General features: G+C 69.7%; 14 protein-coding genes and 1 tRNA gene. 11 read left to right on the top strand and 4 right to left on the bottom strand.

Going from position 1 to position 13,413, the window contains the following annotated elements:
* Window positions 1-14 precede the first annotated feature (14 nt).
* A complete protein-coding gene (locus J5Y09_RS04245; protein WP_209350485.1) occupies window positions 15-614 on the bottom strand; it encodes a hypothetical protein in 600 nt (199 codons plus the stop codon).
* Window positions 615-775: 161 nt separating this feature from the next.
* Between J5Y09_RS04245 and yajC the strand changes: the two genes are divergently transcribed.
* Entirely contained in the window at window positions 776-1,135 is a 360-nt protein-coding gene (gene yajC, locus J5Y09_RS04240) for a preprotein translocase subunit YajC (RefSeq protein ID WP_209350484.1), read from the top strand.
* 49 nt (window positions 1,136-1,184) lie between these two features.
* Here yajC and J5Y09_RS04235 read toward each other — a convergent pair whose 3' ends face one another.
* Together J5Y09_RS04235 and J5Y09_RS04230 are read right to left on the bottom strand one after the other, a co-directional pair.
* Entirely contained in the window at window positions 1,185-1,727 is a 543-nt protein-coding gene (locus J5Y09_RS04235) for a hypothetical protein (RefSeq protein WP_209350483.1), read from the bottom strand.
* Window positions 1,728-1,862: 135 nt separating this feature from the next.
* Window positions 1,863-2,504 (bottom strand): superoxide dismutase, encoded by a 642-nt coding sequence (locus J5Y09_RS04230; RefSeq protein WP_209350482.1) that lies wholly within the window; start codon window positions 2,502-2,504, stop codon window positions 1,863-1,865.
* A 123-nt stretch (window positions 2,505-2,627) separates the two neighbouring features.
* Between J5Y09_RS04230 and J5Y09_RS04225 the strand changes: the two genes are divergently transcribed.
* From J5Y09_RS04225 to J5Y09_RS04215, 3 genes are all read left to right on the top strand, one after another.
* Window positions 2,628-3,434, top strand: coding sequence for a squalene/phytoene synthase family protein (locus tag J5Y09_RS04225; RefSeq protein WP_342451406.1), 807 nt, complete (start codon window positions 2,628-2,630; stop codon window positions 3,432-3,434).
* A gap of 67 nt (window positions 3,435-3,501) precedes the next feature.
* Window positions 3,502-4,125, top strand: coding sequence for a hypothetical protein (locus J5Y09_RS04220; RefSeq protein ID WP_209350481.1), 624 nt, complete (start codon window positions 3,502-3,504; stop codon window positions 4,123-4,125).
* 28 nt (window positions 4,126-4,153) lie between these two features.
* Window positions 4,154-4,642 (top strand): hypothetical protein, encoded by a 489-nt coding sequence (locus tag J5Y09_RS04215; protein ID WP_209350480.1) that lies wholly within the window; start codon window positions 4,154-4,156, stop codon window positions 4,640-4,642.
* Window positions 4,643-4,648: 6 nt separating this feature from the next.
* On the opposite strand, the gene uvrA is transcribed toward J5Y09_RS04215, so the two are convergent.
* The gene (gene uvrA / locus J5Y09_RS04210) at window positions 4,649-7,513 is read right to left on the bottom strand and encodes an excinuclease ABC subunit UvrA (protein WP_209350479.1); all 2,865 of its coding nucleotides are present in this window, start codon (window positions 7,511-7,513) and stop codon (window positions 4,649-4,651) included.
* A 141-nt stretch (window positions 7,514-7,654) separates the two neighbouring features.
* Between uvrA and ssb the strand changes: the two genes are divergently transcribed.
* From ssb to J5Y09_RS04175, 7 genes are all read left to right on the top strand, one after another.
* Entirely contained in the window at window positions 7,655-8,188 is a 534-nt protein-coding gene (gene ssb / locus J5Y09_RS04205) for a single-stranded DNA-binding protein (RefSeq protein ID WP_209350478.1), read from the top strand.
* 86 nt (window positions 8,189-8,274) lie between these two features.
* Window positions 8,275-11,019 (top strand): DNA gyrase subunit A, encoded by a 2,745-nt coding sequence (gene gyrA / locus J5Y09_RS04200; RefSeq protein WP_342451405.1) that lies wholly within the window; start codon window positions 8,275-8,277, stop codon window positions 11,017-11,019.
* Entirely contained in the window at window positions 11,012-11,521 is a 510-nt protein-coding gene (gene coaD / locus J5Y09_RS04195; RefSeq protein ID WP_209350477.1) for a pantetheine-phosphate adenylyltransferase, read from the top strand. The genes gyrA and coaD overlap by 8 nt, the downstream gene beginning before the upstream one ends.
* 14 nt (window positions 11,522-11,535) lie before the next feature.
* Window positions 11,536-12,093 carry a peptidylprolyl isomerase gene (locus J5Y09_RS04190; RefSeq protein WP_209350476.1) on the top strand — a complete coding sequence of 186 codons (558 nt, stop codon included), beginning with the start codon at window positions 11,536-11,538 and terminating at the stop codon, window positions 12,091-12,093.
* Window positions 12,094-12,103: 10 nt separating this feature from the next.
* Window positions 12,104-12,607, top strand: a complete 504-nt coding sequence (locus J5Y09_RS04185) for a peptidylprolyl isomerase (protein ID WP_209350475.1) — start codon at window positions 12,104-12,106, stop codon at window positions 12,605-12,607.
* A 44-nt stretch (window positions 12,608-12,651) separates the two neighbouring features.
* Window positions 12,652-12,727 (top strand) — tRNA-Lys (locus tag J5Y09_RS04180).
* Window positions 12,728-12,814: 87 nt separating this feature from the next.
* Window positions 12,815-13,318, top strand: a complete 504-nt coding sequence (locus tag J5Y09_RS04175) for a hypothetical protein (protein ID WP_209350474.1) — start codon at window positions 12,815-12,817, stop codon at window positions 13,316-13,318.
* The last annotated feature ends 95 nt before the right edge of the window (window positions 13,319-13,413 follow it).

Below are 13,413 nucleotides of genomic sequence, written 5' to 3'. Positions count from 1 at the left end.
GGCCCCGCCGCGTGTCAGCCGATCCCGTCCGAGACGTGCGGGCTGGGGTCGTCGTACTGCTTCTCCTGGACGATCAGCTTGACCAGATCGTCGGCGTCGTTGGTCGGCACGATGCCGTTCGACGCGGTGGACAGGGCCGAGGCGATCGCGAAGGCCTTGGCGCGCACCGGATGCACGGCCGTGCCGCCCTTCATCATGATCGGTCCCCGCTTTGCGTTGGCGCGCCACATCGCCTCGGCGACGTATCCGATCGCCTCCGACACACCGCGAACGATCGACCCCAGGTTCTGCAGGTCGATGAGCGCATGCGCGCCCTCATGGGCCAGCACCGCCATGCCGTAGTCGCTGGTGACCCGGAATTCGGTCCCGAGCGAGAAGGTGTTCGTCCCCATGAAGTAGGAGGCGGCGCCCGCGGCATCTGCGAAGCCCAGGTCGGTCACGCGCCGCATGACCTTCAGCTTGCGCTGGTGGATCAGGTAGTCGAGCCGTGGATAGCCCTTGTCCCCGTCCCCGCCCTGGATGTCGTAGCCCTTCAGGGTGAAGACGATCTTCCGGAGGTTCGTGTCGTCCTTGAAGAACCGCATGATCTTCACGTCGTCGATCGAGAACGCCATGCCGAGGGTCTCCTTCGATCCGCCCGCCTCGCAGGCTGGGCCCTTCCTTGCCCAGGGGCACTGAAACGCTTCCGGTCCGTAACCCGCCGATCGGCCGCTTGACCTGCGGGGGCCGGTGGCTAGTTTGCGTCGCCCTTACCAGCCAGATGGATGCCTTGCAGATGTGGACCCCTTTCGGGATCTCGACCGCCCACGCCCAGGATGCCGCCGCCGGCGGCGCGGGCATCGTCATGCAGCTGCTGCCGCTGGTCCTGATCTTCGTCGTCTTCTACTTCCTGCTGATCCGCCCGCAGCAGAAGAAGATGAAGGAGCATCGGGAAATGCTCTCCGCCATCAAGCGCAATGACCGCGTGGTGACCGCGGGCGGCATCGTCGCGACGATCACGAAGGTCAAGGAAGGCTCGGACGAAATCGAGGCCGAGATCGCGCCGAACGTCCGCGTGACCCTGGTGCGCGGCACGATCACCAGCGTGATCCGCCCGCAGGCCGCGAACGACGAGCCGGCCGCGAAGGGCGCCTGAGGCCCTACGGGACGATCCGATCAGCCGTGCCCGGCTGGTCGGACCTGCTTTACCCGCCGCGTCGCGGTCGGTCCCAGCGCTCCCCGGGGCCGAGCGGCGCCACCCTGACCAGCCGCGCGCCGCGGTAGTTCCCCGCGGCATCGAAGGACAGCCCGACCTCCGCCACGCCGATCGTCTCGCAAGCCCGGCACATGGCCGTGACCGGCATCGCGAAGCGGAAGGTCCTCCCGCCGTCGGCGTCCGGCTGTGCCGGCAGCAGCGCCTGGGTCGCGGGCCAGAAGCCCGGCTCCGGGTTGCGGGCGGCCAGGGCGGCGCGCACGGCCCCTTCGAAGCGTTCCGCCTCGGCCGCGACCATCAGCAAGGTCCCGGCGCGGTCCATCAGCAGGTATTGCTCGTTGCTGTTGGCGCGCGTCGTGAATTCGGCGCGGATCAGCGTGATCGCGCCATGGCGGTCGGCGCGCTCGACCCGCGCGGGTTCGTCGAAGCGTGCGGAGATCTGCTGCGAAAGCCGGCGATGGTCGCCCTGCGCGGCAGCCGGAAGGGCGGCCAGGAGCGAGGCGAGCACAAGGAAGGTGGCGCCCAGCCGGCGCATGCGCTGCCTCCGCGATCCAGCGGGCCTGCCTGCCCGCGAAACCGGAGGGTAGTGGTGCCGATGCGCCGGATACAAGGCGCATCGGCGGGCCGCGGGGCCGCGGGGCCGGGCAGGGGCCCGGCCCGTCGCGTGTTTTCAGGCCGACTGGCCGGCGGTGAACCCGCCCTTCGCCATCAGCCCGGCGACCACTTCCCAGTTCACGAGCTTGTCCAGGAAGTTCGCGAGGTAGTTCGGGCGCACGTTGCGGAAGTCGAGGTAATAGGCGTGCTCCCACACGTCGCAGCCGAGGATCGGCTGGCCTTCGCCGGTGCTCAGCGGATTGGCGCCGTTCGGCGTCTTGGTCACCTTGAGCTTGCCGTCGCCGCCGATCACGAGCCAGGCCCAGCCCGAGCCGAACTGCGTGGCGCCGGCGGTCTTGAAGGCTTCCTTGAAGGCCGCGAGGCCGCCGAGGTCGGCGTCGATCTTCGCGGCCAGCGCGGCGGGCAGGCTCTCGCCATGGCTGCCGCCCGGCGCCATCACCTGCCAGAACAGGCAGTGGTTCCAATGCTGGCCGGCCTGGTTCAGCACGGGCAGGCCGTCGGCGCCCTGCTTGCCGGCCTCGGCGCAGATGGCTTCCAGCGACTTGCCGGCGAGGCCCTTGCTCTCGACCAGGCCGTTCAGCGCGGTGACATAGGCGTTGTGGTGCTTGCCGTGGTGGAGCTCGAGCGTCTCCTGGCACATGCCGTTCGCGGCGAGCGCGGCGGTGGCATAGGGCAGCGGGGGCAGGCTGAAGGCCATGGGGGTGTCTCCCGATCGTCACGACGCGCGGTCCGCGCCACCCGGCCGAGGTAGGCGGCGCCCGGAAGCCCGTCAACCGCGCGCGGGCTTCCTTCCGGCCGCGCGGGGCCGCATATCGGCGCCGTGACGCTTTCCCCCATCGGCGCCTTCGCGCGCATGCATGATCCTGATCGGTTCCTGTGCAGCCTCTTCGCGCCGCCGGAGCGGCGGGAGGCGCTGTTCGCGCTGGTCGCGCTGAACCACGAACTCGCCCGCGCGCGGGAGGCCGCGTCCAACCCGGTCGCCGCGCTGATCCGCCTGCAATGGTGGCGGGAGGCGATCGAGGACGCCGCCGCGGGGCGCCCGCCGCGCCGGCATGAGGTCGCCGCGCCGCTGCACGCGGCGATCGCGGATGGCGCGCTCGACGTCGCCGCCCTGCTCGCCATGGTCGAGGCGCGGGAGATCGAGGCGGAGGAGGAAGGGATCGCGACCGAGCAGGATTTCGTCGCCTGGCTGCGCGGCACGGCGGGCGGCTGGTCGGCCGCGGCGGGCCTCGCGCTCGGCGCGACGGTGGAGCGGGCGGAGGTGCTGCGCGCGCTGGGCGCGGCCTATGGCCTGGCGGGCGCGCTGCGCAGCGTCGCGGCCCATGCGGGGCAGGGGCGCTGCCTGCTGCCGCGGGACCGATTGGCGGCGGCGGGGCTGCAGGCGGAGGCGCTGGTGGCGGCGCCCGATTCAGCCGGCGCGCTCGTCGCGGCACTTGCCGGCGAGGGGCTGGAGGCACTCCGCGGGGCGCGCCGCGACGTGCCCCGCGCCGTCATCGCGGCCGCGCTGCCGGCGGTGCTGGCGCGGCGGGACCTCGCGCGGCTTGCCCAGGGCCGCCCGGTCGCGGTGCCGCGGGGGGCCGCGGCGCGGCTCGCTGTCATGATCGCGGGGTGGCGCGGGCGGGTCTGAACGGTTTCGTTGTCCGCCGGGGCCTGGCGAGGCGAGGTCTCGCGGCGAAGCGGAGCAGGAGCGCGCGGTGGCGGCGAACGATTCGGAATTCCAGGGGGCGACCGGGGCGCGGAACCTCTCCTTCGCGCAGGGCTGGAACCCTGCGACGCGCAGCGCGCGCGGCGGCATTTCCTTCCCGCAGGAGGTCAAGATCTGGCCGGGCGAGGTGCTGATCCGCATCGGCCACTCGATCAACGCCAAGGGCGCGCCGATCCCGGATTGGGAGAACCTGACCTCGCCCTGGTGGATGACGAGCGGCACCTTCCTCGAGATCGCCGGGCGGAGCGAGGATTCGGGCACCGACATCCAGCATCTCGCGCGGATGAAGCTCGCGCTCACGCCGGATTTCGGGGTCTCCGACACGCTGTTCTGGGTGGTGGTGCGCCAGACGCTCAGGGCCTGGAACGGGCGTGGCTTTCCGGTCATGGAGGATCCCGACCCGCAGGTGCGCCAGGCCAGTAACCGGCCGCTGGCATGGCATGGCGGCTATGAGATCTCGCAGAACTTCATCCCCGGGCTGCGCGACTTCGCGGCCTGGAAGCCGACGCCGCTGGCCATCGACAGCTTCGGCGTGCTGCCCAAGATGCCGCTGTCGTCCTGGGCGTCGCTGCGCCGCGGCGGGCACGGCTACATCCCCTTCCCCTGGCCGTGACGCGAAGCCGCGCGGAAGGAGACGCCACATGGCCCATGCCCCACCCGCCACCCGGCGTGACGCGCTGAAGCAGGGCATCCTCGGCCTGCTCGGCGTGCTGCTCTTTTCCGTCGGCATCGCCACCATGGTGGGATCCGAGCTGCCCGGAATCCGCGACGACCTCGCGGTGCGGGAGGCGGCGCGCCCCATCGCGGGACTGCGCGTGGTGGAGGGGCGCTGCCGCAGCCGCCTGATGCTGATCCAGTCCTGCGACGTGACGCTTGCCTGGACCGGCAAGGATGGCAGCGGGACGCGCCGGCTGTCCTACACCTTCGTCGAGCCGCATGCCGGCGATTGGTCGGTGCAGGCGGTCGCGGACCCGGCACGGCCGCAACTCGTCACGACCGACCTCGGGCTGGACCGCCTGACCAACCGGATCGTGTCGCTCGCTGGGCTGGCGCTCGCCGGGCTGCTGCTGATCGTCGGATGCCTGCTGATGATCGTCAGGGCATTGCGCTGGCGGCAGGCGGCGGGCTGAACGGCGTCACGCGCGCTTGCGCTTCGGCGCCACGACGGCGTCCGCCCGGTGCAGCAGGGGAGCGAGGAAGCGCCCGGTATGGCTTTCCGGGACCGCCGCCACATCCTCCGGCGTGCCTTCGGCGACCAGCCGCCCGCCGCCTTCGCCGCCTTCCGGGCCGAGGTCCAGCACCCAGTCGGCCGTCTTGATGACCTCGAGGTTGTGCTCGATGACGACGACGGTGTTGCCCTGCTCGACCAGCGCGTGCAGCACTTCCAGCAGCTTGCGCACATCCTCGAAATGCAGGCCGGTGGTGGGCTCGTCGAGGATGTAGAGCGTGCGGCCGGTAGCGCGGCGGGACAGTTCCTTGGACAGCTTGATGCGCTGCGCCTCGCCGCCCGACAGCGTCGTCGCCTGCTGGCCAAGGTGGATGTATCCGAGGCCAACGTCGCGCAGCACGGTCAGCTTGTCGCGGATGGAGGGCACGGCGGAGAAGAACTCCACCCCTTCGTCCACCGTCATGTCGAGCACGTCGGCGATGGACTTGCCGCGGAACTTCACCTCGAGCGTCTCGCGATTGTAGCGCTTGCCCTTGCAGGTGTCGCAGGTGACGTAGACGTCGGGCAGGAAGTGCATCTCGATCTTGATCAGGCCGTCGCCCTGGCAGGCCTCGCAGCGGCCGCCCTTCACGTTGAAGCTGAAGCGGCCGGCCTTGTAGCCGCGCGCGCGGCTGTCGGGCATTTCGGCGAACCAGTCGCGGATGGGCGCGAAGAGGCCCGTATAGGTCGCGGGGTTGGATCGCGGCGTGCGGCCGATCGGCGACTGGTCGATGTCGATGATCTTGTCGAGATGCTCGAGCCCCTCGATCCGGTCATGCGGCGCGGGCACTTCCGCCGCGCCCATCAGCCGGCGCGCAGCGGCCTTGTAGAGCGTCTCGATCACCAGCGTGGACTTGCCGCCACCCGAGACGCCGGTGATGCAGGTGAAAGTGCCGAGCGGGATGGAGGCGCTCAGGTCCTTCAGGTTGTTGCCGCTCGCGCCGACGATGCGGAGCTGCTTCTTCTTCTCCGGCTTGCGGCGCTTGGCCGGCACCTCGATGCGGCGGAGGCCGGAGAGGTACTGGCCGGTCAGGCTCGCGGGATTGGCCGCGACCTCGGCCGGCGTGCCCTGGGCGATGACGCGCCCGCCGCCCTTGCCGGCCGCGGGCCCGATGTCGACCAGGTGGTCCGCCTGGCGGATCGCGTCCTCGTCATGCTCGACGACGAGCACGGTGTTGCCGAGGTCCCGCAGCCGCCGCAGCGTGGTCAGCAGCCTTTCATTGTCGCGCTGGTGCAGGCCGATGGAAGGCTCGTCCAGCACATAGAGCACGCCCGTCAGCCCCGAGCCGATCTGGGAGGCGAGGCGGATGCGCTGCGATTCCCCGCCGGAGAGCGTGGCGGAGGAGCGGCCGAGGGACAGGTAGTCGAGCCCGACATCGACGAGGAACTGCAGCCGTTCCTCGATCTCACGCAGGATGCGGCGTGCGATCTCCTGCCGCTGCGGCGTCAGCGTCTCCATCACCGAGGCGAACCATTCCCGCGCGCGGCGGATCGAGAGGTCGGAGACCTCCCCGATATGCTTCCCCGCCACCTTCACCGACAGCGCCTGCGGCTTGAGCCGATGGCCGGAGCAGGCGGCGCAGGGCTTCTCCGCCTGGTAGCGCGACAGATCCTCCCGCACCCAGGGATTGTCGGTTTCCTTGAAGCGGCGCTCGAGGTTCGGGATCACGCCCTCGAAGGGCTTCTTCACCTCATAGGCGCGCAGCCCGTCCTTGTAGCGGAGCGTGACGACGTCATCGCCGGTGCCGAACAGGATCTGCTTGCGGGTCGCGGCTGGAATGTCCTGCCAGGCGGTGGTCAGCGGCAGCTTGAAATGGCGCGCGAGGCTTTCGATCGTCTGGTCGTAATAGGGCGATTGCGCCCCCGTCCACGGTACGATCGCGCCATCCTTCAGGGAGACGTCGTCCTGCGGCACAACCAGCTGCGGGTCGAAGAAGGACTCCGTGCCGAGCCCGTCGCAGGCCGGGCAGGCGCCATGCGGCGAGTTGAAGGAGAAGAGGCGCGGCTCGATCTCCTCGATCGTGAAGCCGGAGACGGGGCAGGCGAATTTCGCGCTGAACACGGTGCGCTCGTTCGTGTCCGCGTTGTCGGCATAGGCGATGCCGTCGGCGAGCCCCAGCGCGGTCTCGAAGGAATCCGCCAGCCGCTGGGCGATGCCCTCCCGCACCACGATGCGGTCCACCACCACCTCGATGTCGTGCTTCAGCTTCTTGTCGAGCTTCGGCGCCTCGCCGATCTGCACGAGGGTGCCGTTGACCTTCACGCGCTCGAAGCCGCGGCGCTGCCATTCGGCCAGCTCCTTGCGGTATTCGCCCTTCTTGCCGCGCACCACCGGGGCGAGCAGCAGCAGGCGGGTGCCTTCGGGCATCGCCATCACGCGGTCGACCATCTGGGAGACGGTCTGCGCCTCGATCGGCAGGCCGGTCGCGGGCGAATAGGGCACGCCGGCGCGCGCCCAGAGCAGGCGCATGTAGTCGTTGATTTCCGTCACCGTGCCGACGGTCGAGCGCGGATTGTGGCTCGTCGTCTTCTGCTCGATGGAGATGGCGGGGCTCAGCCCCTCGATCGAATCGACGTCCGGCTTCTGCATCAGTTGCAGGAACTGGCGCGCATAGGCCGAGAGCGACTCGACGTAGCGGCGTTGGCCCTCGGCGTAGATCGTGTCGAAGGCGAGCGAGGACTTGCCGGACCCCGAAAGCCCCGTGACGACCGTCAGCGTGTCGCGGGGGATGTCGAGGTCGATGTCCTTGAGGTTGTGCTGGCGCGCGCCACGGATTCGGATATGGCCGGTCATTGGGGCAGGGGGCTCCGCGGGCGGGGCGGCCAGGACGGCCGCTGGTGTTCCGGTGATGTTCTCGCCATATATGCGCCCGGTCTGGCGCCGCGCAACGGTGGCGGGGTAGTCTCCCAGGCCGAAACGACAGGATTCTGCGGCATGGCGGGCATCAACAAGGTCATCATCCTCGGGCGGCTCGGCCGCGACCCGGAGGTGCGGAACTTCCAGAACGGCGGGAAGGTCGTGAACCTGCGCCTCGCAACCAGCGAGCGATACAAGGATCGCGAGGGAAACCAGCAGGAGCGGACGGAATGGCATTCCGTCGCCATCTTCAACGACCGGCTCGGCGAGGTGGCGGAGAAGTACCTGCGCAAGGGCAGCGAGGTCTACATCGAGGGCCAGCTCGAGACCCGCAAGTGGCAGGACAAGGACGGGCAGGACCGCTACACGACCGAGATCGTGCTGCGCCAGTACCGCGGCGAGTTGCAGTTGGTCGGTGGCCGTGGCGGCGGGTCCGGCGCGGATGAGGGCGGCGGCTATGCCGAACGCCCGGCCTCCGGCGGCTATGGCGGCGGGGCCGGCGGCGGCGGCGGTGGTGGCGGCGGCGCCCGTTCCGGCGGCGGCGCGTCCCGCGGCGGCGGGGGCGGCTGGGATTCCAAGAAGACCGACCTCGACGACGAGATCCCGTTCTGAGGCAGCGCGGTTGACGCGGCGCGACATGCGGGGCCTATGGCGCCAGCGCAGCCGCGCCGCGTGACCCACAATTCCGAGCACACCGCGTGACCGATCCGACCAGCCCCGGCGAGACGCCCCAGGACACGACGCCCGTCGCGCTCGAGGAGGAGATGCGCCGCTCCTACCTCGACTACGCGATGAGCGTGATCGTCTCGCGCGCCCTGCCGGATGCGCGGGACGGGCTGAAGCCCGTGCATCGCCGCATCCTGTTCTCGATGTACGAAAGCGGCTTCACGCCGGACAAGCCGTACCGCAAGTCCGCGCGCGTGACCGGCGACGTGATGGGCAAGTACCACCCGCATGGCGACGCGGCGATCTACGACGCCATGGTGCGCATGGCGCAGCCCTTCTCGATGCGCGTGCCGCTGATCGACGGGCAGGGTAATTTCGGCAGCGTGGACGGTGATCCGCCGGCGGCGATGCGCTACACGGAGGCGCGCCTGGCGCCATCCGCCATGGCGCTGCTGGAAGGCATCGACGAGGACACGGTCGATTTCCAGCCGAACTACGACGAGAGCGCGGAGGAACCGCGCGTCCTGCCCGCGGCTTTCCCGAACCTGTTGGTCAACGGCGCGGGCGGTATCGCCGTCGGCATGGCGACGAACATCCCGACGCACAATCCGGGCGAGGTCATCGACGCGACGCTGAAGCTGATCGCGGAGCCGGACGCCACGCTCGACGAACTGATGAAGATCATCCCCGGGCCGGATTTCCCGACCGCGGGGCTTATCCTCGGCCGCTCCGGCATCCGCGCCGCCTTCGAGACGGGGCGCGGGTCGATCCCGCTGCGCGCGCGCGCCGAGATCGAGGAGATGAAGGGCGGCCGCCAGGCGATCGCGGTCAGCGAGATCCCCTACCAAGTCAACAAGTCGAGCCTGCTCGAGAAGATCGCCGAGCTGGTGCGCGCCAAGGCGATCGAGGGCATTTCCGACCTGCGGGACGAGAGCGACCGGTCCGGCATGCGGATCGTGATCGAGCTGAAGCGCGATGCGACGGCGGAGGTGGTGCTGAACCAGCTGTATCGCATGACGCAGCTGCAGACCTCCTTCGCGGTGAATTTCCTCGCGCTGCACAACGGCCGGCCGCAGCAGATGGGCCTGCGCGACGCGCTGATGGCCTTCATCGGGTTCCGGGAGGAGGTGATCCTCCGCCGGTCGCGCCATCGGCTCTCCAAGGCGCGCGAACGCGGGCACCTGCTGATCGGCCTTGCCATCGCGGTCGCCAATATCGACGAGGTGATCCGCGTCATCCGCGCGAGTCCGGACGCCGCGACGGCGCGCGTCGCGCTGATGGAGCGCGACTGGCCCGCAGGCGATGTGGGCGTGCTGCTGGAACTGGTCGACGACCACCGCAACGTCATCACCCCGGAAGGCACCGTGCGCCTGACCGAGGAACAGGCCCGCGGCATCCTCGAGCTGCGCCTGCAGCGCCTGACGGGGCTGGAGCGGGAGAAGATCACCGGCGAGCTCGGCGAGGTCGGGGAAAAGATCCGCGACCTGCTCGACATCCTCGGCAGCCGCATCCGCCGCATGGAGGTGATGACCGCCGAGCTGCTCGCGGTGCGGGCGAAGATCGCCTCCCCGCGCATGACGCAGATCGTGGACGGCCTCGCCGATGTCGACGACGAGAGCCTGATCGAGCCAGGCACCATGGTGGTGACGCTGACGCGCGACGGGTACGTGAAGCGGACGCCGCTCGACACCTTCCGCGCGCAGGGGCGTGGCGGGAAGGGGCGCACCGGCGCCGGCACGCGGGACGATGACGTCGTCATCCGGTCCTTCGTCGCGCACACGCACCAGTTCGTGCTGTTCTTCACCAGCCGCGGCATCGCGTTCCGCGAGAAGGTCTGGCAACTGCCGGAAGGTGGCGCGACCGGGCGAGGCCGCTCGCTGCGGCAGGTGCTCGCCCTGCAGGACGGGGAGACGGTCACGGCCGTCCTGCCCCTGCCGCTCGACGAAAGCCTTTGGGACGGCCTGCATCTCGTCTTCGCGACGGTGCAGGGCAATGTGCGCCGCAACCGCCTGTCGGATTTCCGCAACGTCCGCTCCGCCGGCCTGATCGCCATGAAGCTCGACGAGGGCGACAGCCTGGTCGGCGTCGCGACCTGCCGGGAAGGGGACGACGTGCTGCTCGCGACGCGGGCAGGCAAGTGCATCCGCTTCCAGGCGGAACCGGACACGCTGCGGCTTTTCGCGGGACGCGAATCCTCTGGCGTGCGCGGCATCCGGCTCGCGGATGGGGACAGCGTCATCGCGCTTTCGGTCCTGCGCCATGTCGAGGCAAGTGCCGAGGAACGCGCCGCCTACCTGAAGGCCGCCGCCGCGCGCCGCCGCGCGCCCGAGGACGAGGCCGAGGCGTCCGCCCCCGCCGCCCCCGAGGAAGCGGAGGAGGCGACGGCGGAGATCTCGCTGACGCCCGAGCGCTTCAACGAACTGGCGGAGGCCGAGGAAATCCTCCTCGCCGTCACGGATGGCGGCTTCGGCAAGCGGACCTCCGCGCATGAGTATCGCGTGACGGGGCGCGGCGGGCAGGGGATCAACGGCATCTCCTTCTCGACCCGCACCGGGCGCGAGGTGGTGGCGACCTTCCCAGTCCGGGCCGGTGACCACCTGATGCTCGTGACCGATGGCGGGCAGCTCATCCGCATCGAGGCGGATGCGGTCCGCCTGACCGGCCGCCAGGCCATGGGCGTGATGCTGATGCGCCTGTCGGACGGGGAGCGGGTGATCTCCTGCTTCCCGGTGGCCGACGAGGGCGACGACGAGGATACGGCCGCAACCGATGATTGAGCGTGTCGCCCTTTATCCGGGCACCTTCGACCCCGTCACCAACGGGCATCTCGACATCATCGGCCGCGCCGCGCGGCTGGTGGATCGGCTCGTCGTCGGCGTCGCGATCAACATCGGCAAGGGGCCGCTCTTCGACCTCGAGGAACGGGTCGAGCTGGTGCGGGCCGAGACGGCGGCGATCGCCGCGCGCAACGGCACGATCATCGAGGTGCGCCCCTTCGAGGGGCTCCTCGTGCAGTACGCGCGGGAAGTCGGCGCGCGGATGATCGTCCGCGGCCTGCGCGCCGTCGCCGACTTCGACTACGAATTCCAGATGGTCGGCATGAACCGGCGCCTGGACCAGGAGATCGAGACGGTCTTCCTGATGGCGTCGGAGACCAACCAGTTCATCGCCTCCCGCCTCGTGAAGGAAATCGCACGGCTGGGTGGCGACATCTCCGGCTTCGTGCCGAAGGCAACGCTCGAGCGCACCACCGCCAAGCTGCGCGCGATGAAGGAATGAAGGGAACAAGGGACATGGACCGCAGGACGCTGCTCGGCGCCGCACTCGCAGCCGCCGCCACGCCGGCGCTGGCGCAGCAGCCGGCGCTCGACCCCGAGAACACGCTGATCCTGGAACTGCCGGCCGGGCGCGTGACGATCCAACTGCTGCCGGAACTGGCACCCCGCCATGTGGAACGCGTGAAGACGCTGACGCGCCAGGGCTTCTACGACAACACGCCGTTCCATCGCGTGATCGAGGGCTTCATGGCCCAGGGCGGCGACCCGACCGGCACGGGCACCCGTGGCTCGAGCCTGCCGGACCTGCCCGCCGAGTTCAGCCCGCCCTCCCGCGCGCGCTTCATCCGCGGCGTGGTCGGCGCGGCGCGCACTTCGGACCCGAACAGCGCGAACAGCCAGTTCTTCATCATGTTCGCCCCGGCGCCGAGCCTCGATGGCCAGTACACGATCTGGGGCCGCGTCGTGTCGGGGATGGAGGCGGTGGACCGCATCAAGCGCGGCGCGCCGCCGAACGGCATCGTGCAGGGGCCCGACCGCATCCGCACCGCCCGCATCGCCGCCGATATCCGCTGAGGACGCGCCCATGACCGACACCAACACCGCCGATGCCGAGAACACGCTGATCCTCGAGATCGAGCACGGCACTGTCACCATCGCGCTGCGCCCCGACCTGGCGCCGAAGCATGTCGAGCAGATCAAGACGCTGGCGCGGCAGGGCTTCTACGACAACGTGCCATTCCATCGCGTGATCGAAGGCTTCATGGCGCAGGGCGGCGACCCGACGGGCACCGGCCGCGGCGGTTCCGAACTGCCGGACATCGAGGCCGAGTTCAGCAGCCCGCAGACGGCCCGCTTCCTGCGCGGCACCTGCGGCATGGCGCGCACCTCGGACCCGAACAGCGCGAACAGCCAGTTCTTCATCATGTTCGCCCCGGCGCCGAGCCTCGATGGCCAGTACACGATCTGGGGCCAGGTCACCGCGGGCATGGACGCGATCGACAAGATCAAGCGCGGTGCCGGCATGTCCGGCATGGTCCCGGAACCTGACCGGATCAAGAGCCTCAAGGTGGCGGCCGACGCCGCCTGAGGCTATGTGACCGGCGCCGGGCGATCCCCGGCGCCGCATCCGGCGTGCCCGTAGCTCAGCCGGTAGAGCACGTGACTTTTAATCATGGGGTCCGGGGTTCGAATCCCCGCGGGCACACCACGGAAATCAAGCCAGAGCGCGAATTCATTCCGAAAAGAGAAATTGAGCGAACCGGACATTGACCGGACGGCGAGGGCGACAGACCACATGGTTCGCACCGTCGAGTTGAAGGCCACCATGCAGGCCGCGACCGTCACGCAGCGCGGCCGGCAGGTCCTCGCAGCGCAGGCATTGCGGAAGGGCGAGAGTTTCATCCTCGCGGCGATCCTTCTCCGGCGCAGTGGCGGGCATCCGCAAGTCGTAGCGCACCTCTACCTGCAAGGCCTGGAAGTCGTCCTGAAGTGCGTTCTCCAGATCATCGACCCTGCCCAATACACTCACGCCAGGATCAAGAAATTCGGGCATGATCTGGTCGCCTTGCTGGACGAGTGCTGGAAGCACAACGGCCTGAGATGGCGCCCGCGGGGGTTTACGACCTCGCGTCCGTTCGTTTCCCTGGCAGGCCGCTACAAGGTCGCGCACCTGCGGTATCCGCACCTCGCAGACTGGTTCACAGGCAACGTCGCGCTACCGCCTCCGCTCATCTCGTTCGTCTTGGCCTTGCTGAAGTGGGCGCGGAGGGCGGCGACCGCGCGCGGCCTTGCCGTCTAGGGCCGCCCGTCGCCCCCCTCACATCCCCGCGACCTCGCGCCCTCGTTATCCGTTTCGACACGATGTCGTGATAACCCGGAGCCGGATCAGACTGC

The sequence above is a fragment of the Roseomonas nitratireducens genome (genome assembly GCF_017813355.1).
Taxonomy (GTDB): Bacteria; Pseudomonadota; Alphaproteobacteria; order Acetobacterales; family Acetobacteraceae; genus Neoroseomonas; species Neoroseomonas nitratireducens.
Note: the sequence above shows the minus strand (reverse complement) of the source record. Positions and strands in the feature narration are given on the sequence as shown.